Origin of the sequence: Massilia sp. CF038 (assembly GCF_900129765.1) — a bacterium.
Lineage (GTDB): Bacteria > Pseudomonadota > Gammaproteobacteria > Burkholderiales > Burkholderiaceae_D > Telluria_A.
Map to the genome: position 1 here is coordinate 439,034 of NZ_FQWU01000002.1, position 23,116 is coordinate 462,149.

Annotated in this window: 23 protein-coding genes; 5 read left to right on the forward strand and 18 right to left on the reverse strand. The window is 60.6% G+C overall.

Going from position 1 to position 23,116, the window contains the following annotated elements; genetic code table 11:
• Positions 1-178 precede the first annotated feature (178 nt).
• On the forward strand, positions 179-592 hold the full coding sequence (locus BUC24_RS12095) for a hypothetical protein (RefSeq protein WP_073216193.1): 414 nt from the start codon (positions 179-181) through the stop codon (positions 590-592).
• Between the two features lie 89 nt (positions 593-681).
• On the opposite strand, the gene BUC24_RS12100 is transcribed toward BUC24_RS12095, so the two are convergent.
• The 10 genes from BUC24_RS12100 to pstS all read right to left on the reverse strand — a co-directional run bounded on the left by BUC24_RS12100 (position 682) and on the right by pstS (position 10,330).
• Positions 682-1,734 carry a pectate lyase family protein gene (locus BUC24_RS12100; RefSeq protein ID WP_073216196.1) on the reverse strand — a complete coding sequence of 351 codons (1,053 nt, stop codon included), beginning with the start codon at positions 1,732-1,734 and terminating at the stop codon, positions 682-684.
• Positions 1,735-2,134: 400 nt separating this feature from the next.
• Complete coding sequence (locus tag BUC24_RS12105) at positions 2,135-2,539, reverse strand: GlcG/HbpS family heme-binding protein (protein WP_073216199.1); 405 nt, start codon at positions 2,537-2,539, stop codon at positions 2,135-2,137.
• 79 nt (positions 2,540-2,618) lie between these two features.
• Positions 2,619-3,548 (reverse strand): patatin-like phospholipase family protein, encoded by a 930-nt coding sequence (locus BUC24_RS12110; protein ID WP_073216201.1) that lies wholly within the window; start codon positions 3,546-3,548, stop codon positions 2,619-2,621.
• 85 nt (positions 3,549-3,633) lie between these two features.
• Positions 3,634-4,926 carry a phosphate regulon sensor histidine kinase PhoR gene (gene phoR, locus BUC24_RS12115; RefSeq protein ID WP_073220005.1) on the reverse strand — a complete coding sequence of 431 codons (1,293 nt, stop codon included), beginning with the start codon at positions 4,924-4,926 and terminating at the stop codon, positions 3,634-3,636.
• Between the two features lie 144 nt (positions 4,927-5,070).
• Positions 5,071-5,760, reverse strand: a complete 690-nt coding sequence (locus BUC24_RS12120; RefSeq protein ID WP_073216204.1) for a response regulator — start codon at positions 5,758-5,760, stop codon at positions 5,071-5,073.
• A gap of 5 nt (positions 5,761-5,765) precedes the next feature.
• A complete protein-coding gene (gene phoU / locus BUC24_RS12125; protein ID WP_073216207.1) occupies positions 5,766-6,473 on the reverse strand; it encodes a phosphate signaling complex protein PhoU in 708 nt (235 codons plus the stop codon).
• 28 nt (positions 6,474-6,501) lie between these two features.
• Positions 6,502-7,296, reverse strand: coding sequence for a phosphate ABC transporter ATP-binding protein PstB (pstB, locus tag BUC24_RS12130; RefSeq protein ID WP_073216209.1), 795 nt, complete (start codon positions 7,294-7,296; stop codon positions 6,502-6,504).
• Between the two features lie 19 nt (positions 7,297-7,315).
• Entirely contained in the window at positions 7,316-8,176 is an 861-nt protein-coding gene (gene pstA, locus BUC24_RS12135) for a phosphate ABC transporter permease PstA (protein WP_073216212.1), read from the reverse strand.
• Positions 8,173-9,165 carry a phosphate ABC transporter permease subunit PstC gene (pstC, locus tag BUC24_RS12140; protein WP_229448188.1) on the reverse strand — a complete coding sequence of 331 codons (993 nt, stop codon included), beginning with the start codon at positions 9,163-9,165 and terminating at the stop codon, positions 8,173-8,175. Before pstC ends, pstA begins: the two co-directional genes overlap by 4 nt.
• Before the next feature lie 121 nt (positions 9,166-9,286).
• Complete coding sequence (gene pstS / locus BUC24_RS12145) at positions 9,287-10,330, reverse strand: phosphate ABC transporter substrate-binding protein PstS (RefSeq protein WP_073216218.1); 1,044 nt, start codon at positions 10,328-10,330, stop codon at positions 9,287-9,289.
• Between the two features lie 243 nt (positions 10,331-10,573).
• Between pstS and ppk1 the strand changes: the two genes are divergently transcribed.
• Both ppk1 and sixA read left to right on the forward strand, forming a co-directional pair.
• Entirely contained in the window at positions 10,574-12,643 is a 2,070-nt protein-coding gene (ppk1, locus tag BUC24_RS12150; protein ID WP_073216221.1) for a polyphosphate kinase 1, read from the forward strand.
• A 20-nt stretch (positions 12,644-12,663) separates the two neighbouring features.
• On the forward strand, positions 12,664-13,134 hold the full coding sequence (sixA, locus tag BUC24_RS12155; protein WP_073216224.1) for a phosphohistidine phosphatase SixA: 471 nt from the start codon (positions 12,664-12,666) through the stop codon (positions 13,132-13,134).
• Positions 13,135-13,500: 366 nt separating this feature from the next.
• Here the strand turns inward: sixA and BUC24_RS12160 are convergent, their stop codons facing one another.
• The 4 genes from BUC24_RS12160 to alr all read right to left on the reverse strand — a co-directional run bounded on the left by BUC24_RS12160 (position 13,501) and on the right by alr (position 17,774).
• Complete coding sequence (locus BUC24_RS12160) at positions 13,501-14,871, reverse strand: glutamine synthetase family protein (protein ID WP_073216227.1); 1,371 nt, start codon at positions 14,869-14,871, stop codon at positions 13,501-13,503.
• A gap of 79 nt (positions 14,872-14,950) precedes the next feature.
• Entirely contained in the window at positions 14,951-15,271 is a 321-nt protein-coding gene (locus tag BUC24_RS12165; RefSeq protein ID WP_073216230.1) for a PilZ domain-containing protein, read from the reverse strand.
• 27 nt (positions 15,272-15,298) lie between these two features.
• The gene (gene radA, locus BUC24_RS12170) at positions 15,299-16,675 is read right to left on the reverse strand and encodes a DNA repair protein RadA (protein ID WP_073216233.1); all 1,377 of its coding nucleotides are present in this window, start codon (positions 16,673-16,675) and stop codon (positions 15,299-15,301) included.
• Entirely contained in the window at positions 16,668-17,774 is a 1,107-nt protein-coding gene (gene alr / locus BUC24_RS12175; protein ID WP_073216236.1) for an alanine racemase, read from the reverse strand. The genes radA and alr overlap by 8 nt, the downstream gene beginning before the upstream one ends.
• Before the next feature lie 128 nt (positions 17,775-17,902).
• Here alr and lplT point away from each other — a divergent pair, with 128 nt between their 5' ends.
• Positions 17,903-19,165 (forward strand): lysophospholipid transporter LplT, encoded by a 1,263-nt coding sequence (lplT, locus tag BUC24_RS12180; protein WP_073216238.1) that lies wholly within the window; start codon positions 17,903-17,905, stop codon positions 19,163-19,165.
• Positions 19,166-19,358: 193 nt separating this feature from the next.
• On the opposite strand, the gene BUC24_RS12185 is transcribed toward lplT, so the two are convergent.
• From BUC24_RS12185 to tsaB, 4 genes are read right to left on the reverse strand one after another with little or no spacing between them, the layout of a single operon-like run.
• On the reverse strand, positions 19,359-20,315 hold the full coding sequence (locus tag BUC24_RS12185; RefSeq protein WP_073216240.1) for a DUF1853 family protein: 957 nt from the start codon (positions 20,313-20,315) through the stop codon (positions 19,359-19,361).
• A complete protein-coding gene (locus BUC24_RS12190; protein ID WP_073216241.1) occupies positions 20,299-21,201 on the reverse strand; it encodes a uracil-DNA glycosylase in 903 nt (300 codons plus the stop codon). The genes BUC24_RS12185 and BUC24_RS12190 overlap by 17 nt, the downstream gene beginning before the upstream one ends.
• On the reverse strand, positions 21,198-21,668 hold the full coding sequence (rimI, locus tag BUC24_RS12195; protein ID WP_073216243.1) for a ribosomal protein S18-alanine N-acetyltransferase: 471 nt from the start codon (positions 21,666-21,668) through the stop codon (positions 21,198-21,200). Before rimI ends, BUC24_RS12190 begins: the two co-directional genes overlap by 4 nt.
• Complete coding sequence (gene tsaB, locus BUC24_RS12200; protein WP_073216245.1) at positions 21,665-22,366, reverse strand: tRNA (adenosine(37)-N6)-threonylcarbamoyltransferase complex dimerization subunit type 1 TsaB; 702 nt, start codon at positions 22,364-22,366, stop codon at positions 21,665-21,667. Before tsaB ends, rimI begins: the two co-directional genes overlap by 4 nt.
• Positions 22,367-22,402: 36 nt before the next feature.
• Between tsaB and BUC24_RS12205 the strand changes: the two genes are divergently transcribed.
• Entirely contained in the window at positions 22,403-22,831 is a 429-nt protein-coding gene (locus BUC24_RS12205; RefSeq protein WP_073216247.1) for a thioredoxin family protein, read from the forward strand.
• Positions 22,832-23,116: the final 285 nt, after the last annotated feature.

Sequence of the window (23,116 nt, forward strand, 5' to 3'; positions counted from 1 at the left end):
CTTCACTCAAGGGGGATGGCGTCATGTTGAATGAGTGTTGAGTGGGTAGTCGCTACGGTATGTGGTGAATGGCTAAACCTCCGAATTATAGCGCAAAGCCGCCCTCTCGGCAATCACCGGCGAAGGCATTGCAGCACATTTTTGATTTGATACGGAAATCGCAATCTGGAGAGTGAACATGAGCTTGTTTGGTCTCGAAACCCCGATGGAACGGCCCAGTCCGGGCAAACGCGCTGCTGTCTTTGTGCCCAAGTCCGGGGGCGATCAGGCCGGGGGCGGCTTGTTTCAAAATGGCTCAGGCATGGTCGGCTACCGCAATCCGGATGGCACGATGACGATCTACTTCGAGAATAATCGCTTCAACGATTCTGCCTTGCATAGCTGGCAGAACAAGGTCTTCAAGGCGTACGACAGGCTGGTGAATGGCTCACCGACTGTTAACAAGACCAGCTGCGATGCCACGTCCGTGGTGCAGATCGGCTTTGTACAGGGGCCGGAGATTCTGGTGATCGAGATGCCGCAACTGACGGACTGGCTCACGCGCAGCAATGCGCTTGATTCCGCGCCCGAAGGGCCCAACATTCACGCCTAACCCACATCGTCCTCGCGAAGGCGGGGACCTATAGCAAATGTGAAGTGCCATGGGTCCCCGCCTCCGCGAGGACGATGTGGGGTAAAGGTTTATTCAGCCAGGTTGGTCCGCGCACCGGCCGTGGCGAATGCCTTGGCTTTCACATTCGATGCCACTGCCGGCGTGTAGCTGTAACCAACCGAACCATACGCCTTGGTCGTCGCCCAATTGGTCGCGTTCACATAAGGATCATCCGCGGTGGTCCAGGTGATGCCGTTACCAACATAGTTGTTGTGCAGTTCCCAGTAGCCAATGCTGTCGCTGTCACGCGAGGTGACCGGGTTCTTCACATTCTCAAAATAATTCGACTCGATCAAGGCCATCGCACCCATCCGGATATTGATGCCCGAGGTTTCCACATTGCCGAAGTAGTTATTGAAGATGTGCGCTTTGCCCCGGCGCAGCAGCGGCAGGCGCGACTTGACGTTTTCGAACCGGTTGTTATGGTAGGTGGTGAGCGAACCGGCATTGAGGGTATCGCTGTCGCTGTAGCCATTCAAAGCGACCTTCTGATAGTTGTACACGTGGTTGTACGAAATCGTGATGTGGTTTGCGCCCTTCTTCATATCAATGCCGCCATCAAACGAGGCATCGCCCGCACCGGAGCACGACGTCAGCGATGCGAAGATGGTGTTGTGGTCGATCCAGACGCGGCTAGGCTTGCCGGTCGAGTTGCCTTCGATGGAAATGGAGTCCGCCGCTTCGCCACCCTGCAGCAAGCCGATCATCATGTTTTGCACGATCACGTTATTGGCATTGCCGACGATGTGAATCCCGAAGTTGGCACTTGAATCGGGCGCGCCCTTGATCGTGATGTCGCTCTTGTTCTTGATTTCCAGCGTTTGCGCAGGCTTTTTCCATTGTGCGCACACGTCGGTGATAGTCGCGAAATTGAATTTGCCCGTGTAGTACAGCACCAGGCCGCCGCTGCCAGAGTAGGCGTTGATCTTGGCCTGCATGTCGGCCAGGGTGGCCACCGAGACCGGGGTTTTGCTGCCGCCGCCCGTGGTGGCCGCGCCGTAGCCGACAGGACCTGCCACGGCTTGGCCCGCTGCCACAACCCCAACCGCCATCATTGCCAACTTCAAAGAAGTGAATTTCATTGCTGTCTCCGTTAATGTTTTTGTTCCGCCAGAGTTGGCGGTGGTTGACCGGACATCCGCTGATCTGAAATTAAACTGACAACGTTGCAGGTCTGAAGTGAGAATGCGTGCTAATTGAAGTTTGCGTCAACGGAGACTTCGCGGCCCAAGCGCTTCAAAAACGTTCAAATATGAACATTTCGAAGCAAGTTCGCCCTTCAGGCGGGCTATGACGCGCATTGAGGAGGAACAGTCAGTGAAAATTTGGACCGACCAATTTGAGAAAAAATTTACATATAGCTCATAAAAACAACATTTGGTCTGACCACATTCGAATTTTGGTAAGACCGTAAACAACAACGTCACCCTGGCGCCCATGTCGCGAGGGTGACGTTGGATGGAAGCCGGCGTACCGGCTGAATCAGACGAGGGCGGCGATCCCTGCCTTGGCAATCTGGGCATCCTGGTCCGACTTGACGCCGGAGACACCGACCGCGCCAATCACCTGACCATCCACAATGATGGGCACGCCGCCCTCCAGCATGCCGTCCAGGAACGGCGCACTGAGGAAGGAAGTACGGCCGTTATTGATGATGTCTTCGTAGATCTTGCTCTCGCGGCGACCCAAGGCCGCCGTCTTGGCCTTGGCAGGCGCAATATGGGAGGAAATTGGTGCCACGCCGTCCAGACGCTGCAACCACAGCAGATGACCGCCATCGTCAACGATGGCAATGGCCACCGCCCAGTTATTGGCCAGCGCTTCGGCTTCAGCGGCCGCGGCGATTTTCTTTACATCAGCCAGTTGCAGTACAGATTTGGTCAGCATGGTGTTTCCTTGTCTTTATCAATTGCTCGGCATTGTAGAGCAGCCAATTGCGACGCCGATATGGCGCGCCGTATAAGCACTATTGCTGTTGCGCAGCCTTGAGCTTGGCTTTGATCTGCGGCATTACCGCTGCCGCCGCTTGCTCGCCAGCCAGAATCGCCAAATTGCGTGCTGCAAAGTCGTTGCCAGCCATTTTGCCGAGGGCCGGCTGGATGACGATGTCCGCATCCTTGAGCTCGTAGACGTTCAGACGCTGCCCCATGATGGCAAAGGTTTGCAACAGCACTTCGACCGAGCTGACCGCCGCCTGCGCATCGGCCTGCGTCGAAATATTGACCGCGATGATGAAGTCGGCGCCCATTTCGCGTGCGAAGCGCACTGGCACCGGGGCCACCAGGCCGCCGTCGACATAGGAATGTTTGCCGATTTTTACAGGCTGGAACACACTGGGCACGGAGGACGAGGCGCGCACGGCCTGACCGGTATTACCGCGCTGGAACAGGATCGGCTTGCCGCTATTCAGGTCCGTCGCAACGGCGCCGAATTTGCGCTTGAGTTTTTCCATTGGCGCATTGCGCACCGCCTTGTTGACGTAGTCTTCCAGCGCCTCGCCCTTCAGCACGCCCGACGACTTGCTAAACAGCAGTGGCAAAGCCCAATCGGAAATGCTGGCTTCATCCATCTCCATGGCCGAACGCTGCAGCGCAAAACCGTCGTTGCCGGCTGCGTACAGGGCGCCGACCACACTGCCGGCGCTGGTGCCGACCACGATTTCCGGGTAGATGCCCTGCGCTTCCAAGGCCTTGATCACACCAATGTGGGCAAAGCCGCGCGCGGCGCCACCGCCCAGTGCCAGGCCAATGCGTACTTTTTTGGGCGCCACGGGCGCCACCACCACCGGCGCGACCACGGCAGGCTCGACTGGCGCCACAGGTGCCGGCGGCGGCGTGGTACCGCAGGCAGTCAGGAAAGAAAGCAGGGAAATCAGGGCAAAACGTTTCAAATACATATAATCAGTACCGGTAGCTGGGGGAAGGCAAGCGAACGCGATTGTACCTGCATTCATGCAGAGCGCCTACCGCGCCCCTCCCCGCTCAGGCCGCAATCAGGGCGGGCGGCAGGGTCACGATGAAGTTGCTGCCTTTGCCTGCTTCGGACTTGATGCACAGGTTGCCGCCGTGGCGCAGCAGCACGTGCTTGACGATGGCCAGGCCCAGCCCCGTGCCCTGGGTTTCGCGCGAACGGCTCTTGTCAACCCGGTAAAAGCGCTCGGTCAGACGCGCTATGTGGATCTGGTCGATTCCAATGCCGGTGTCGGATGCGACAAACTGCGGGCCTTCGGGCGTGTTTTGCCAGATCAGATGGATGGTGCCGCCAGACGGCGTGTAACGCACGGCATTCGAGGCAAGATTGCCAAAGGCGCTGCGCAGTTCTTCCGCGCTGCCCGTTACATCCGGGCCTTCGACGGTGGTGGTCACCAGATGCTGGCCGTTGGACAGCGCCCTCGCCTCCTGGGCAATGTCTTCCACCATGGTCTTGATGTCGACCCGCTCAGGCCGTAGCGGGTAATCAACCGATTCCAGGCGTGACAGGGTCAGCATGTCCTCGATCAGCACCTGCATGCGCCTGCCCTGCTCCGTCATCAGCTTTAAATGGGAAGCGCGGGTGCCGGCGTCCAGATCGGGCTCGCTGGAAGCAATTTCGAGGAAGCCGACAATGACCGTGAGTGGCGTACGCAGTTCGTGGGAAGCGTTGGCGATGAAGTCGCGCCGCATTTCCTCGATCCGCTGGGTTTCGGTCGCATCGTGCGTGACCAGGATCTGGCGCCGGTTTTCGAACGGGATGATCTGGCAGATCAGCTTGCGGTCGCGCAGCGACAGCGTCAGCGGCTGCTCGTAGCGGCCCAGGATGATGTAATCGATAAAGTCGGGGTGGCGGATCAGGTTGGTCACCCGCATGCCCTTGTCCTTTTCCAGCGTCAGGCCCAGGTGGCGCTCGGCAGCCGGGTTGCACCATTCCAGGAACAGGACGTCGTCCATGATCGCCACGCCATCGGGCAGCAGGTGCATGGCCTGACGGAAGCGGGCCAGCCATTCGGTCAGCTCGGACTGGTTGCGTTCATCGTCGCGGCGCAGGCGGTACAGGCGCGAGAAGATGTTGGTCCAGGAGCCCCAGCCGTCTGGCAAACGGGTGCTTTGCGGGTCGTCCAGCCAGCTGCCCAGCTTGTGCAGGTAGTCGAGCTGGACGATCAGCAGCGACAGCACCGCCAGCAAGGCCACGCCCAGACCATAGACCGGGCCGAACAGCCAGCCGACCACGGCGCTGCCCAGCAGAATGAAAAAGACGCGCAACAGCGCGGGGATCCAGAACAGCAGTTTGGGGTTCATCGGTTGATCATTGAGGCAGCTGACTGCATTGTTAACCTTCATACATCGCCCTCGCGAAGGCGGGGGGCCATTCCACGCATCCGAATGCGGCGCTGTGGTATGGGTCCCCGCCTTCGCGAGGACGATGTTGTAGTGGTGGCGGTGTTACTTCACCGACAGCATATACCCAACGCTGCGTACCGTGCGGATCAATCCTTCGGCTTCTTTCAGCGCCTTACGGAGACGCAGCACGTGCACGTCCACCGTGCGTTCCTCGATCACGGCATGGTCGCCCCACACCTTGTCGAGCAGCTGGCTGCGCGAAAACACGCGTTCCGGGTGGGCGAGGAAGAACTTCAGCAGCTTGAACTCGGCATGGCCAATCTCGATCTTGCTACCGCTGAGCGACACGGTGCAGCTGACCGGGTCAAGCGTGACCTCGCCTGCGCTCATCGCGGTTTCGGCATGCTCGGGGCTCTTGCGGCGCAGCAGAGCGCGGCTGCGCGCCAGCAATTCCCGGGGCGAGAACGGCTTGGTCACATAATCGTCAGCACCAGTGTTCAGCCCCGCAATCTTGTCTTCTTCCATGCTCTTGGCCGTCAACATGATGACGGGAATATCCTGGAAATTACGGTCGGCACGAATCCGCGACAGCAGACGCAGACCAGTCTGATCAGGCAGCATCCAGTCCAGCAAGATCAAATGCGGACTGCGCTGCAAAATGAAGTCCCAGGCATCGGCCACATTTTGCACCGACTTCACATTCCAGCCCGTTTCCCGCAGCGAGAACGTGACCAGCTCAATGATGGCTGGCTCATCTTCCACAATCAGGACGGTGGTTTTATCGACTGCCATCCTGCTTACGCTCCCGGCAAGGTCACCGCCGGCAATGCAGGCTTGGTGTGACGGATGTCCTTGCCTTCGACCACGTAGATCACGTATTCGGCGATGTTTTTCGCATGGTCGCCAATGCGCTCGATGGCCTTGGCCACCCACAGCGTGTCCAGCGCGGAAGAAATGGTACGCGGGTCTTCCATCATGAAGGTGATCAGGTTGCGCATGATGGACTTGAATTCGTGGTCGACCACGGCATCCTGGGCAATCAGTTGCAAGGCTTGCTTGCCGTCCAGACGGGCAAACGCGTCCAGCGCATCGTGCAGCATGTCCGAGGTGGAAGTGGCAATGGTGCGCACCATTTCATAGTGGTTCAAGCCAGGCACGCCGCGGCTGTGCAGGCTTTTGGACGTGCGGGCGATCTTGCTGGCCTCGTCGCCAATGCGTTCCAGGTCGGTAATGACCTTGATGGTGGCCATGACCGTGCGCAAATCGTTGGCGGTGGGCTGGCGGCGCACGATCAGGTGGCTGCAGGCGTCGTCGAGCGCCACTTCCAGCTGGTTGACTTCGTCGTCCTCGGCAATCACGCGGTCGGCGCGTTCCGGGTTACCGATGCGGAAGCAAGTCATCGCGTCAAGGAACTGGGTTTCGACCAGGCCACCCATCAGCAATACCTTGGAGCGGATGGTTTCAAGTTCGTGGTCGTACTGCTTGGATGAGTGTTCACCTATCATTACTGCTCTCCGTATCTAATTTTTCTGATCAGCCGAAACGGCCGGTGATGTAGTCTTGCGTTTCCTTGCGGGCTGGATTCATGAAGATTTGGTCAGTTTCGCCAAATTCCACCAATTCGCCGAGGTACATGTACGCAGTGTAATCCGAGCAGCGCGCGGCCTGTTGCATATTGTGGGTCACGATGGTGATCGTGTAATCCTGCTTGAGTTCGCTAATCAGCTCTTCCACCTTGGCGGTCGAGATCGGATCCAGTGCCGAGGTTGGTTCGTCCAGCAGCAGCACGTCCGGTTTGACGGCAACGCCACGCGCGATGCACAGGCGCTGTTGCTGGCCGCCGGACAGCGACAGGCCGCTCTTGGTCAGTTTGTCCTTCACTTCGCCCCACAAGGCCGCCTTTTTCAGGGCCCATTCCACGCGCTCGTCCATTTCACCCTTGGACAAGTCTTCGTACAGGCGCACGCCAAAGGCGATGTTGTCGTAGACCGACATCGGGAACGGGGTCGGCTTCTGGAACACCATGCCCACCTTGGCGCGCAGCATGTTCACGTCCTGGCCAGGTTCGAGGATATTGCGGCCGCGGTACATGATCGAACCTTCAGCGCGCTGGCCAGGGTACAGATCGTACATGCGGTTGAGGGTGCGCAGCAGCGTCGACTTACCGCAGCCCGACGGGCCGATAAAGGCCGTTACCTGCTTTTCGTGGATGTCGAGGCTGACGTTCTTCAGGCTTTGCGTTTTACCGTAAAAGAAATCCAGGTTCGAAATCTCGATCGTCTTGTTCTTCGGCGTCACAACTTGGTTTGGTGCAGGCAATGGGCTCATGGCGATTTCTTCAAATGATTTATTTTGGTGTTTTCTGGGTGAACACGGTACGGGACAGCAGGTTGAGCAGCAGCACACTGAAGGTAACCAGCAGTGCAGCGCCCCAAGCCAGGGATTTCCATTCGTCGCTCGGGTTCATCGCCATCGAGTTGATCATCACCGGCAGATTGGCCATGGCGCCATTCATGTCGAGGCTGAAGAACTGGTTGTTGAAAGCGGTGTACAGCAGCGGCGCGGTTTCGCCAGCAATACGGGCCACAGCCAGCAGCACGCCGGTGACCACACCGGCCTTTACCGCACGCAGGCGCACCATGGTGGCCACCTTCCAGCGTGGCGCGCCCAGCGCGAAAGCCGCTTCCAGCAAACTGCTTGGGACCAGGCGCAGCATGTTGTCGGTGGTGCGTACCACCACTGGAATGGCGATCAGCGACAAGGCCACCGCACCAGCGTAGCCAGAGAAATGCTTGCTCACATTTACATACATCGACCACACGAACATGCCCAGCACGATGGACGGCGCCGACAGCATGATGTCCGTGACGAAACGGGTGACCTGGGCGAACTTATTTTCTTCGCCGTATTCAGCCAGATAGATACCGGCCAGCACGCCGATCGGGGTGCTAATGAAGGTGGCCAGGCCGACGATCATCAGACTGCCAATAATGCCGTTGCGCACGCCGCCGTTGGGGGAGCCAGGCGCCGGCATGTCGTTGACGAAGAAGTCCAGCGAAATGCCGCCCAGGCCCTTGAGCACCAGGGTGGCCAGGATCCAGAACAGGAAAATCAGACCTAGGGCCATGGCCAGTACCGACAGCGAAATGCCGATACGGTGGGCGAACAGACGTTTGCGGTAGACGGGATTGACGACACTGGTACTCATTTGACGCCTTCCTTGCGGGACATGCCAGCCAACATCAGTTTGGCGGCCGAGAGAACGATAAAGGTGATGATGAACAGAATCAGCGCCAACGTGAACAAGGAGGACACGTGCAGCGGCGACTGGGCCTCGGCAAATTCATTGGCCAGGGTGGACGAGATACTGCTGCCGGCCGAAAACAGTGACCAGGACAGCTTGTTGGCGTTACCAATCACGAAGGTCACGGCCATGGTTTCGCCCAGGGCGCGGCCCAGGCCCAACATGACGCCGCCGACCACGCCAATCTTGGTGTAAGGCAGTACGACCTTGCGCACCACTTCCCAACGCGTGCAGCCCAGACCGTAGGCCGACTCTTTCAAGACGGCCGGCACGGTTTCAAACACGTCGCGCATGACCGAGGCAATAAAGGGGATGATCATCACGGCCAGGATCAGGCCGGCGGTCAGCACGCCGATCCCCATCATCGGACCCTTGAACAGTTGCCCGATGACGGGCAACTGGCCCAGGGTGCTCTTCAGGAAAGGCTGGGCATATTCCGCAAACAAGGGCGCAAACACAAACATGCCCCACATACCGTAAATGATCGACGGGATGCCGGCCAGCAGCTCAACTGCGGTGCCCATCGGCCGACGCAGCCATACTGGGCAAATTTCGGTCAGGAACAAGGCGATACCAAAGCTGATGGGAAACGCGATCAGCAAGGCAATGAAGGACGTGACCAGGGTGCCGACAATGGCGATCGCGGCGCCAAATTCATCGTTGGCGGGGTCCCACTCGACCCGCCAGATGTAGGACACGCCGAATTGCTTGAAGGTCGGCACGGACTCGATCGCCAGCATCACGATAATGCCCAGCAGAACCAGCAGCACTGACCCCGCAAACATCATCGTCAGCTTGTGAAAAATAAAATCCTGAATACGCTGTTTGCGCATCGTTGAATGCATCGCAGCCAGCTCGGCTTGACGCTCGGCTGGCTTGGGAAGATCCAACATTACAGTGGGGTTTGCACTCATATTGTTCGGGTAGTCAGGGTGGAAAAGCGGAGCGCCCACCAGCTAGGCCGGCGCTTTGCTTTTCCACCCTGCGCCGCGGGGCGCAGGGTGGAAGCAGGTATTACCAGACAGCCTTGCCGGCTGCGTCTTTCAGGTTTGCTTTCCAGGCATCGGCCACCAGCTTGGTGACGGTGTCAGGCAAAGGAACGTAGTCCAGTTCGACAGCGGCTGCGTCACCGTTCTTGAACGAGTAGTCGAAGAACTTGAGTACTTCCTTGGCCTTGGCAGCGTCTGCCTGCGACTTGTGCATCAGGATGTACGACACGCCGGTGATTGGCCAGCTGGCTTTGCCTGGCTGGTCGGTCAGCACGATGCCGAAACCTGGGGTCTTGGCCCAGTCAGCCGATGCTGCAGCTGCCTTGAACGCGTCGTCGTCCGGCTGCAGGAACACGCCTTCCTTGTTCTTGAGCTGGGTGTGCGCGATCTTGTTCTTCTTGGCAAACGCCCATTCAACGTAGCCGATCGAACCCTTGATCCGCTGAACGTTGGCAGCAACGCCTTCGTTGCCCTTGCCGCCCACGCCCACAGCCCATTTCACGGCTGCGTCAGCGCCGACCTTGGTCTTGAATTCCGGGCTGGTTTTCGACAGGTAGTCGGTGAACAGGAAGGTGGTGCCCGAGCCGTCAGCGCGGTGCACAACGGTGATTTCGTCGGCTGGCAGCTTCATGCCTGGGTTCAGCGCAGCGATTGCTGGTGCGTTCCACTGGGTGATCTTGCCCATGTAGATATCGGCGATGACCGGACCGGTCAGCTTCATGGCGCCTGGGGCGATGCCATCCAGGTTGATGACGGTAACCACGCCGCCCATGATGGCCGGGAATTGCATCAGACCGGCTTCGTCCAGTTCTTCCACTTTCAGTGGCTTGTCGGACGCGCCGAAGTCGACCGTCTTGGCCTTGATCTGCTTGATGCCGGCGCCGGAGCCGACCGATTGATAGTTCAGACCGTTGCCGGTTGCTTTCTTGTAGTTCTCGGCCCATTTCGCGTAGATTGGGTACGGGAACGTTGCGCCCGCGCCGGTCATGTCGGCGGCGATTGCGGTGGACATGGCGCCAAAGACCGATGCACCAACGACGAGGGAAGCTAACAGCTGTTTCATTCGCATATCAAATCCTAAGTTGGGTTAATGAAAGAAGCGTGTACTTCAGTCAATGCTGCGCAGTCTAGCGGCGCAATATGACACGTTTATGACATGAACGAAATTTGATGAAATATGCAGTTTCCCGAGGCATGATACCCTTGAAAAGATGCTCGACACGCTAGTTTCCTTAGCGCACTGTCACTAACTTGTCATATTTCCAAACTACACTAAAGGTCATTTATTACACGCCCTTCAAGACGGAAACCGATGAAAACTGGCACTGCTGCAACCTTGTCCAACGTCTTCCTCGACCGCGAACTGTCCCAGCTGACCTTTAACCGGCGCGTTCTGGCGCAGGCGGAAGACAGCGCCCTGCCCCTGCTCGAACGCTTGCGTTATTTATGCATTGTGAGTAACAACCTCGATGAATTTTTCGAGGTGCGCGTGGCCAGTCTGCTGGCACAAGGCAATCTGGCAGAAGATCCTGGCCTGGCCGCTTCCCTGGCCCGCATCAGCGCTGAATGCCACAACCTGGTCAAGCGCCAGTACGAGATCCTCAACACCGAAGTCTTGCCGCAGCTTCAAAAAGCCGGCGTGCATTTGGTGCGCCATTCAGACCGCAACGAAGCGCAGCGGGCCTGGGTGAAGGAATATTTTGAACGCGAAGTGCGGCCCCTGCTCACTCCCATCGGGCTGGACCCGGCCCACCCGTTTCCGCAAGTGGTTAACAAGTCGCTCAACTTTATTATTTCGCTGTCGGGCAAGGATGCATTCGGCCGCGGGACTGCCATTGCCATCGTCAAGGCGCCACGGGTACTGCCGCGCGTGATCCGCCTGCCGGACAATCTGTCCAAGAACGGGCCCTCGTTCTGCCTGCTGTCATCCATTATTCACTCACATATCGAAGACTTGTTTACCGGGCGCGATGTGCTGGCCTATTCCCAGTTCCGGGTCACGCGCGACAGCGACCTGTGGGTGGACGAGGAAGAAGTCAAAAACCTGCGCCAGGCCCTCAAGGGCGAATTGCAAGGCCGCCAGTTCGGCACCTCGGTGCGGCTGGAAGTGGCAAAAAATTGCCCACCAGAACTTTCGGAGTTTTTGCTGGACCAGTTCAGCCTTGATCCAAGCCGCCTGTACGCAGTGGACGGCCCGGTCAACCTGGTGCGCCTGACCGAGCTGATTGATCTGGCCAAGCAGCCCGCCCTGCGCTTCCCACCGTTTGTGCCGGGCTTGCCGCCAAAAACGGCCAATACCGGTATTTTTGAGCAGCTGCAAAAACACGATCTGCTCTTGCACCACCCTTTCCAGTCCTTCCAGACCGTGGTGGACTTTGTCACCGTGGCCGCGCAAGACCCGCAAGTGGTGGCCATCAAGCAAACCATCTACCGCACCGGCATGCACTCGGAGTTGATGGAAGCGCTGATGAATGCGGCCCGCGCAGGCAAGGAAGTGACGGTGATTCTGGAACTGATGGCGCGCTTTGACGAAGAAGCCAACATCAACTGGGCCGACAAGCTGGAACAAGCCGGCGCGCAGGTGGTCTATGGTGTGGTGGGCTTGAAGACCCATGCCAAAGTGGCTCTGGTGATCCGGCGCGAGGAAACCGGCTTGCAGTTCTACGCCCACCTGGGTACCGGCAATTACCACCTGACCACCACGCGCCTGTACACCGATTTTGGCCTGCTGACGGCCAATCAGGACATGGGACACGACGTGAATGAAGTCTTCATTCATCTGACCAGCCTGACCAAGCCCAACAAGCTGCACCACCTTTGGCTGGCGCCCTTTGCCCTCCACAACGAAATTCTCAAGGCTGTGCGCAACGAAGCGAAGATTGCGAAGTCCGGGCGGCCGGGGCGTATTATCGTCAAGGTCAATGCCCTGGTCGATGAAACCCTGATCCGCGCGCTGTACGCGGCCTCGCACGACGGCGTGAAGATCGATCTGATCGTGCGCGGCGCCTGCACCCTGAAACCGGGTGTGCCGGGACTGTCTGAAAACATCAAGGTGCGTTCGATCATCGGGCGCTTCCTGGAACACAGCCGCATCTATTACTTCCGCAACGACTTGCAGCACGATGTGTATCTCGCCAGCGCCGACTGGATGAGCCGCAATTTGTACCGGCGCATTGAAGTCGCCTTCCCCGTGCTGGACAAGAACTTGAAGAAGCGCGTGATTGCCGAGGGACTGAACCCCTACCTGAAAGATAACTCGAACGCGTGGGAACTGGACGCGGACGGCCACTACCACCGGCGCAAAGCGCGCGGCAAACAGGCCAGGTTCTCGGCCCAGCAGTATCTGATGACGCTGCTCGGCTCCCCGTCCACCGACACCTGAAGCTGAACTGAGGAGGAAGCATGGATCTGATCTTATGGCGGCATGCAGAAGCCTTCGATGCCGAAGCCGGCGAAAGCGACATGGAACGCGCCCTCACTCCCAAGGGCCAAAAGCAGGCCAGACGCATGGCCGAGTGGCTGACCGCGCAATTGCCGGAAGGCTGCAAGGTGCTGGTCAGCCCGGCCAAGCGCGCGCTGCAGACGGTCGAACCGTTGAAGCGCAAGTTTAAAATTGTGGCGGCATTGGAGCCGGGCGCCGACGCCGAAGATGTGCTGCAGGCAGCGAACTGGCCAAACGCGAAGGAACCCGTGCTGGTGGTCGGGCACCAGCCTACATTGGGCCAGGTAGCGGCCCTGCTCATGTCAGGGGAGCCACAGGATTGGGAGATCAAAAAGGGCAATGCCTGGTGGCTGGTGCAGCGCGATCCGCTTGACCCGTACAGTCTGTATCTGAAAGCGGTGATGGCGCCGGATCTGGTGGTCAAGGCCTGAGGCTGGGGCCTGTGCAGCTCAGTAAGCCGCCATATCGACCACCACATCGCACTCGCGGAGGCGGGTGCCTATGCCACCGCACCGAATTCGGTAGCACGGTATAGGCCCCCGCCTACGCGAGGGCGATGTGCTGGTAGACATCGTGCGGGTCGCCACCACATCGCACTCGCGGAGGCGGGTGCCCATGCCATCTTACCGAATTCGTTAGCACGGCATGGGCCCCCGCCTACGCGAGGGCGATGTGGTGGTAGTCACACTTTTGTTCCACGAATATCCAGCGATGTGGTGGTAAGTCGCACTTTTGTTCTACGAATATCCAGCGATGTGGTGGTAAGCCAGGCTGTCACTACCCGTGGAGTGGCCCCGCTACACGTGCAGCAGCAAATGCTCACGCTCCCACGGACTGATGACCGTCATGAATTCAAGATGCTCCAGATCCTTGATGGCGGCGTACACGTCAACAAAGCGCTCACCCAGCACCGCACGCAGCGGATCGGCTGCCCGCAGCAGCTTGAGCGCTTCGGGCAAGCCTTGCGGCAGTTCGAAATCGAGCGCCTGGGCGCTGCCGGTCATGGGCGGCGCCGGTTCGCGCTGTTCGGTCATGCCCAGGTAGCCGCAGGCCAGCGTCAGCGCAAACGCCAGGTAAGGATTGGCGTCAGCACCAATCACCCGGTTTTCAACGTGGCGCTCCTGTGGCGTTGCTTCCGGCACCCGGAAGCCCGTGGTGCGGTTGTCCCAGCCCCACTGCACGTTGATGGGCGCGGTGGCATTGCGCACAATGCGGCGGTAGGAATTGACGTAAGGCGCAGCCAGCGCCATGGCCGAGGGCATGTAATGCTGCAAGCCACCAATGAAGTGGTAGAAGGCGCGCGAGGGCGACCCGTCGGGATTGCTGAACAGATTGGCGCCGCTGTCGGCGTCCAGCACGCTTTGATGCAGGTGCATGGCCGAACCCGGCTCGTGCGCGAGCGGCTTGGCCATGAAGGTGGCGTACATATCGTGCTTGAGCGCCGCTTCACGCAGCATGCGCTTGAAATAGAACAGGTGGTCAGCCATGGCCAGCGGCGTGCCGGTAAGAAAATCCATGCCGATCTGGCCAGCGCCAATTTCGTGAATCAGGGTATCGACGTCAAGCGCCATCAGCTCGCAATAATCGTAGATGTCTTCGAACAGGGGATCGAATTCGTTGACGGCGTCGATGCTGTAGACCTGGCGGCTGGTTTCCGCGCGGCCGCTGCGCCCCACTGGCGAGCGCAAGGGCAAGTCGGGGTCGGTATTGCGGGCGGTGAGGTAAAACTCCACTTCGGGCCGGATGGTGGGCGCCCAGCCCCGCTCCGCGTACAGGCGCAGCACGCGCCGCAGCACGCTGCGCGGGGCAAAATCAACCAGGGTGCCATCGGCAAAGTAGCAGTCGTGCACCACCTGGGCAGTCGGGTCCAGCGCCCAGGGCACCATGGTGATGGTAGCCGGGTCGGCCTTGAGGATCATGTCGCGGTCAGTGGCGGCAATGGCGCGCAGATAAGCGGCGTCGTCCTGCGGGTAGTTGCCGGTGACGGTCATGCCGAGCACGGCTTCGGGAATGCGCATGCCCCGCTCTTCGGCAAACTTGGCACGCGGCAGAATTTTGCCGCGTGCCACGCCGGTCAGGTCAGGCACCAGACATTCGATTTCGGTGACACGGCGCTCGTCGAGCCAGCGCTCCATGTCGGTATAACTGAAATTGAGGCGATTCGCCATCGGCAGCTCCTGCCTATGCACACGTCTTTACGTTAGCAGATTTTGCGTCCGGCCGTGGTTCGCGACGTTCAAAGCGGCGTCAGTGCAAGAGCTTGGACAGGACTGCCATGGCCGACAAGTCCAGGTTGACGAACTGGAAGCCGACCTTGAAGCCTTCATTGCTCAAGATGCAGTACTGCACCTTGGAGCGTGCCGTGATCGGCTGCAATTTGCCATCGTGAAAAACTTCAAAGTGCACGGTTGCGAGCGCGCCCGGCTTGAGCGGATTGTCCGTCACCAAGCACACGCCATCGCTGCCCACGTCGAGCGTGCGCGCCTTTTGCGTTTCCAGTCCCTCCACGTTGAGCAGTGCTTTTACCTTCAATATCTTACGGCTTGCATTTCTTTGATCGCTACGCACTCGTTCATCCAAAAAAGTTAGTTGTTATTAGTCCAGCTCGCGCAACTTGTTGAAGGCTTCGTCGATCCGTTCCACGGCAACGATGGTCATGCCTTCGATTTTTTGCTTCGGCACATTCGATTTCGGAATCAAGGCAATCGAAAAGCCCAGCTTGGCCGCTTCGCGCAGCCGTTCCTGACCGCGTGGCGCCGGGCGAATTTCACCGGCCAGGCCCACTTCGCCAAACACCACCAGGCCGCGTGGCAAGGGTTTGTTGCGCATTGACGAATTGATCGCCAGCAGCACCGCCAAGTCCGCGGCTGGCTCGGTAATCTTGACCCCGCCAACAGCATTGATAAACACATCTTGATCGAAAGCCGCAATGCCGGCGTGACGGTGCAGCACCGCCAGCAGCATGGCCAGGCGGTTCTGCTCCAGGCCCACCGACAGGCGGCGCGCATTGGGCAGGTGGCTGGTGTCGACCAGGGCCTGGATTTCCACCAGCAGCGGGCGGGTGCCTTCCTGGGTCACCATCACGCACGAGCCGGGCACCTGGTTGTCGTGCTGGGACAGGAACAGGGCCGAGGGATTGGACACGCCCTTCAAGCCTTTTTCGGTCATGGCAAACACGCCCAGCTCGTTGACGGCGCCAAAGCGGTTTTTAATGGCGCGCACCAGGCGGAAGCTGCTCTGGGTATCGCCTTCGAAATACAGCACGGTATCGACAATGTGTTCCAGCACGCGGGGACCAGCCAGCGCGCCTTCCTTGGTCACATGGCCCACCAGAATGATGGTGATGCCAGTCTGCTTGGCCACGCGGGTGAGCTGCGCGGCGCATTCGCGCACCTGGGCCACGGAACCGGGCGCGGACGTGAGCGCGTCCGAATACACGGTCTGGATCGAATCGATGACTGCCACTTCCGGCTGCAGATCGGCCAGGGTGGCAAGAATTTTTTCCAGCTGGATTTCAGCCTGCAACTTGAGTTCGCGCGCATCCACGGCCAGGCGTTTGGCCCGCAGGGCGATCTGGGCGCCGGATTCCTCGCCGCTGACATACAGGGTCTTTTTCAAATGCGAAATGTTGGCCAGCGCCTGCAGCAGCAGGGTCGACTTGCCGATGCCCGGGTCGCCGCCAATGAGCACTACCCCGCCTGGCACCAGGCCGCCACCCAGCACGCGGTCGAATTCTTCGATGCCAGTGCCGAAACGGGGAATGTCGATCGCTTCAATGTCGGCCAGCGACAGCACTGGCGCCGTTTGCGCCAGGCTTTTATGCTGCGGCTGGGACAAGCGGTTCACGCCAGGCGCCTCGATCACGGTTTCGACCAGGGTGTTCCAGGCGCGGCAGGACGGGCACTGGCCCGTCCATTTACTGCTGATGCCGCCGCAATCGCTGCAGACGTAACTGGTTTTTGGCTTAGCCATGATGCTCCAATGGACCTTCGAGCACGCGCACGCGGGGCGCGAGCGCGCACATTAATTCGTAACCGATGGTGCCGGCGGCGCTGGCCACTTCATCGATTGGCAAGCCGGCGCCCCACAATACTACAGGGGTCCCGACGCACGCGTCGGGGATGGCCGACAGGTCAACGGTGAGCATGTCCATCGAGACGCGCCCGACCAGCGTGCTGCGCTGGCCCGCCACCAGGACCGGCGTGTCGGGGCCGGCGTGGCGCGGATAACCGTCGGCGTAACCGCAGGCAACGATGCCGATGCGCATGGCACGATCAGCCACAAAGCGGCTGCCGTAACCGACACTGTCGCCCGCTTCAATCTGCTGGATGCCAATGATTTCGCTGGCCAGCGTCATGGTCGGCAATAAACCGAACTCGGCCGCCGTCTTGCCGCCCGGGGTACCGCCGTACAGCATGATGCCTGGGCGAATCCAATCGGTCGTCAGACGGCCAGCCAGCGCATCGTGGTGCAGCACACCGCCCGAATTGGACAGGCTGCGCAGGCCGGCAAGGCCCGCCGCGCCGCTGGCAAAGCGCGCCAGTTGCTCGCCGATGGTCAGGCGCGGGTGCTCAAGCTCGTCCGCATTGGCGAAGTGGGTCATCAGGGTAATATCGCGCACGGCGGCAATGGCGCGCAGGCGCGCGTAGGCGGTGGCAAAGGCTTCAGGCGTAAAACCAAGCCGGTTCATGCCGGTGTTCATTTTCAAATGGATATCGATCGGGCCCGCCAGGGCTGCCTGCTCCAGCAGCACAATTTGCTCCATTGTATGGACAGTGCTGTCAATCCGGTGCGCTGCCAGCATGGCCGCATCGGCCGCGTCGAACAAGCCTTCCAGCAGCAAAATGGGCTTGGTCCAACCCAGCTCGCGCAGGCGCAATGCATTGTCGGGCTCGATCAGGGCCAGGCCGTCGGCATCGGCAAAGGCGCGCATGCCCCGTTCCAGGCCATGGCCATAGGCATTGGCCTTGACCACAGCCCAAGCGCGCGCACCGGGCACGCAGGCACGGGCCCGCGCCAGGTTGTGCGCCATCGAATCGAGATGAATGGTTGCGGTCAGCGGCCTTGGCATAGAGAAATTGTCAGCAAATCAAAGAGGCGTATTTTACCGGACCGCGCCCGTTTCGCAGAGTGCATTTCTTGGGGTTCAAGGCCATTCATGGTATAAAGCAACCCACACCAGCTTTTAGAACGTTACGAATGAATCGTGGTTTTTACACCATTATGGCGGCGCAGTTTTTATCGTCGCTGGCGGATAACGCCCTGCTCTTTGTCGCGATTGACCTGCTGATCACGATGAAGGCACCTCAGGAACTGACGCCGCTGCTCAAGCTCTCTTTCGTTCTGTTCTACGTGCTGCTGGCCGCTTTTGTCGGCGCCTTCGCTGATGCGCTGCCCAAGGGGCGCGTGATGTTCATTGCCAACCTGATCAAAATCTGCGGTTGCGCCCTGCTGTTCTTCCAGATCCATCCGCTGCTGGCCTACGCCGTGGTCGGCTTTGGCGCGGCCGTGTATTCGCCGGCCAAATACGGGATCCTGACCGAGCTGCTGCCGCCTGAAAAACTGGTGGAAGCGAATGGCTGGATCGAAGGCTTGACCGTCATGTCCATCATTTTGGGGACGGTCTTGGGCGGCGCCCTGGTCAGCGCGGCCGGCTCCACGCTGCTGCTGGGCTTTGACGTGCCTTTCATCGATACCCCGATCAACAGCACCACGGAAGCGGCGCTGACGGTGGTGATCGGCATGTACATACTGGCGGCCATCTTCAACCGCTACATTCCCGACACTGGCGCCAAATATGCGCATCAGGAACGCAATCCGATCAAGCTGATTGCCGATTTTGCCAATTGTTCGGCCACGCTGTGGAAAGACAAACTGGGCCAGATTTCGCTGGCCGTGACCACCTTGTTCTGGGGTGCGGGCGCGACCTTGCAATTCATCGTGCTGAAGTGGGCTGAAAAATCGCTGCACATGACGCTGGACAAGGCGACGGGCCTGATTGGCGTGGTGGCGCTGGGTGTGGCCGTGGGCGCGGCGGCGTCGGCCAAGATCATTCCCTTGAAAAAATCGCTGACCGTGATTCCACTCGGGATTGCCATGGGCCTGGTTGTGATGATCATGACTATGGTGCATTCGGTGGTGCTGGCTTATCCGCTCTTGATCCTGATTGGGATGCTGTCGGGCTTCTTTGTGGTGCCGATGAATGCGCTGCTGCAGCACCGTGGCCACGTCCTGATGAGCGCGGGGCACTCGATCGCGGTGCAGAATTTTAATGAAAATCTGTCGATTCTGACCATGCTGGCGCTGTACGCGATCATGATCCGCATGAATCTGGATTTGAACGTGATTATCATTTTGTTTGGCGGGTCGGTGGCCGGCATTATGTACATGATCATGCGCAAGCACGCGGCGAATCAGAAAGAACACGATTCGCTGGCTTTGATTGGCGAGCACAAGCACTGATTTATTTGCTTGCTAAGTGCTGCTGATCTTCATACACAAGCCTGAGTTACCCCCACATCGCCCTCGCGAAGGCGGGGGCCTATACCACGCTACCGAATTCGGCGACGTGGTATAGGCCCCCGCCTTCGCGAGGGCGATGTGGCTATAACTCTTTGCGATGCACTCACTGCTCTAGGCGATGCGCTGGCTGCTCTTACGGTGCCGCCACCATGCGCTGGCGGAACGCGGCGCGGGCGCGCCAGTCGTCGGGGACGATGAAGCCACGGGCCGTTTCCACCAGCATCTCCCCTTCCCGCTTGACCGCCGCCACCAGCACTGGCATGGGCAGCGTGACGAACTGCTGCGCCAGCTGCGCTTGCAACTCGGCCGCGTCGACGCTGGCACCGTGCCCCACGTAAGGCGCCAGCCATTGCAAGCGTGGCAACACGACAAATTGCCCGCCCTGGAAGACTGGCTCGCCCAGCTCGGCCAGGGCGCACCAGAAGCCGCGGCAATGGCTGGCTGAAATGGCGCCCGACGCTGCGCCGGCACCCGCCGGATAAAACAACCAGCCTTTCACCAGCGCGCGCGCCCGCACCACAGGGCGCGGCAGCACGGCGGCGGCAGCCGGATGCTGGCCCAGGGCCAGCTGGCGCTCGAAGATCTTGCGCATCTTGGCGCCCAGGCTGTCCGCCAGGTTGGGGCCAACAAAGCCGTCCAGGCGTTCGCCAGCGGCCCCTTCCAGCAGATAAAACTTGGTGGCAAATTCGATGTGTTCGACACCATCCTGGCCGGCGTCGAGCAGGAAGTCGAATTCACCCACGGTATCGTTGCGCGCAGCGCGCACCTGCAAGCCGTGGGCCACCAGCATGCCGTGCTGGCGGTAGTAAAAGGCCATCAGTTTTTCGGCGTACAGGCCAAGACGGGTGTAGACGCGCGTGCCCAGTTCGGCCTCCAGCGGGGCCGGATCGGCGTCAAGCGCGCGCAGCCAGGCGATGGTGGCTGCGGGCAGTGGACCGAGGCTGGCAATGCGGCCCTGCCAGTGCGGGTCGGCCGGATCGAGCAGATCGGGGGCGTCCAGCAGCCAGGCCAGCGCGCGCACGTGCGGCTGGCGCAGGTGGCCGAAGCGCTGCTCGAAACCAGCTTGAAAGGTGTCAGCCAGGACGGCCATCGTGGGCTCGCGCCAGGCACAGGTCGGCCCAGGCGAGCGCCTTGTCGGCGCCGCGCCGCAGCAGTTCGCCCGGGTGCAACGTGGCCACCAGCGGCACGCCGTTGAAGGCATGTACGCTGCCGCGGGCGCCCGCGAGTGGCTCCTGCAAGGGCTTGTCCTGCAACGCGTTGGCGGCAATCTGGCCCAGGGTCAGGACCATGCCGGCGCCGCTGAGCGCCAGTTCGCGCGCCAGGAAAGGGCGGCATGCCATGGCTTCATCCATCGTGGGGGCACGGTCGCCGCCCGTGGCGGTCGAGGGCCTGCACTTGATCAGATTGGTGACGTAGACATTCTCGCTGCGGGTTAGCTCGACCGCGGCCAGCATGTTATCGAGCAGTTTGCCGGCGTCGCTGGTCAGCGGGCGGCGCTCTTTTTCGTCGGCGGCCGTGCTGGCGCCAGCGGCCACCAGCCACAGGGCTTGCTGGGCACCGCTGCCCTGCACTGCCTTTTTGCCGCTCTTGCACAGGTCGCAGCGGGTGCAGTTGCTGATGGCAGTTTTCAGCTCGGCCCAATCCATGCGCGCGATGTCTTCGTCAGTGACAGGCGGCGCTGGCGGAATGTCGCCCCAGGCCGATTCCGCCGCTTCGCGGGGGCCGAACTGGGATGAAACCGGCGGCGTTTCCAGCGCGCGGCGGCGGGCCAGCGTGGTTTCGTCGGGCTCGGCGGCGGCGCGCGGAATGACAGGTTCAGCGCGCGCAAGGGGCGCCGGTTCAATTTGCGCGACGGCTTCCGCTACAGCTTGGTCCAACGCGGGCGGCGCCTCGGCGACAGCGCCACGCACACGCCACAGCGGCGTGATGCCCATTTCTTGCAGGAAGGCGGCGCTGCGCGGGTCGATGGCGCTCATAGGGGCAGTCTCATGACGATGGCGTCTTCACGCTGGCCGTTGTGGGCCGGATAATAGGCTTTGCGGCGGCCGATTTCCTGGTAGCCGTAGCGCGCGTACACCTTCAGGGCGCGCAAGTTGGAGGGCCGCACTTCGAGCAAAATCGAGTCAAGCGCGAAGCCGCGCGCGCACTCGCTTACCTTGTCCAGCAGGTAGTGGCCCACGCCCTGCCGCTGGTAATCGGCAGCGACGGCGACGTTGAGCAAATGGCCTTCGTCGACCACTTTCATGAGCAAAAAATACCCGGCCAGGGCGCCGTCGGGCGCACGCAGCACCCAGCCGCTGTAGCCGCTGGCAAGCGAATCGACGAAATTGCCGCGGGTCCAGGGATGGGGATAGACCGCCGTTTCAAGCGCGAACACGGCGTCGATATCGTCCGTGACCATGGGCGCATAGCTGAACTGGTCAACATCCTGAGCCAGCATCATGCGGCAGCCTTGGCAGCGTTGATGACCTGGCGCTCGGCGCTGGTGTAGGCAATCTTGTTGCGCAAGTACAGGGGCTGGGCAGCCGCGGGTGCCACCGCAGCGCCGGCAGCCAGAGCGGCGACGGCCAGCTGCGCGATCTGGGCTGCGTGCGGCATGATCTCGGTCAGCGCGCCGGCGCGCCAGGCACGATCGGCAAAGGCCTCTGGGTAGGCGGACAAGCCGTTGCCGCAGGCCGTCAAGGGGCCGTCCGTTGGCAGCGCAGCCAGGTCGGCCGGGGCGCACAGGGCCGGGCCAGCGGTCAGCACGCCGTCGTGGTATTGGGCCCAGTAGACTTCGCCCATGCGCGCGTCCAGCACGGCCAGGATGTCGCGCGCACCGCTTTGTTCGCGGCATGCGAGGGCCATGGCGTCAAGCGTCATGAGCGGCAGCACCGGCAAGCCGGCGCCGTAGGCCAGACCCTGGGCGATGCCGCAGGCAGTGCGCACGCCGGTGAAGGAACCGGGGCCGGCGCCAAAGGCGATCGCGTCGCAGTCTGCCAGGGTGATGCCTGCTTCGGCCAGCAATTCCTGCACCAGTGGCAAAATGGCCTGGGAATGGGTGCGCACGCCGGACGAGGCGCGCGCGAACAGTGTGTCTTCCTTGAGCAAGGCGCAGGAGGCCAGTTCGGACGAGGTTTCAAGGGCAAGAATGATGGGCATGTGCGTATTTTAACCCGAGCAAGGTAAAATGCGGCCATGCATAGCCATACTCTTGACCTTGACAACCGCGGCTCGCTGGCGCAAACCCTGGCCGGCGACGACTGGATCGTGGCCTGCCTGTGTGCGGCCTGGTGCGGTACGTGCGCCGGTTACCGCGCTGCTTTCGAGACCATGGCGGCGCGCCATCCGGATATGCATTTTGTGTGGATTGATATTGAGGATCAGGCCGAGGTGGTGGGCGAGCTGGATGTGGATAATTTTCCCACCCTGTTGATTCAGCGGCGCGATGTGGTGGCGTTTTTCGGGACCATGCTGCCGGATCCGGCGCTGGCCGAGCGGCTGATTGCGGCGCAGGTGGCCACGGACGAGGCGGAGCTGGTCCGGCTGGCTGGCAGCAGCGCGGAACGGCGGCAGTGGCAGGTGGAGTGTAATTTGCGTACGCTGCTGGCGAACGCGCAACGCTGACGTCGTCCTCGCGAAGGCGGGGACCCATATCACGCTGAACAGCTTCGGTAACGTGGTATGGGCCCCCGCCTTCGCGAGGGCGATGTGGGGTGTCACGGGCTGAACAGCTTCGGTAACGTGGTATGGGCCCCGAGTCGTCGGACCGCCGCCTTCGCGAGGGCGATGTGGGGTGTCACGGGCTGAACTACTTCGGGGCCGTGCTATGGGCCCCCGCCTACGCGAGGGCGATGTGGGGTGTCACGGGCTGAACTACTTCGGGGCCGTGCTATGGGCCCCGAGTCGTCG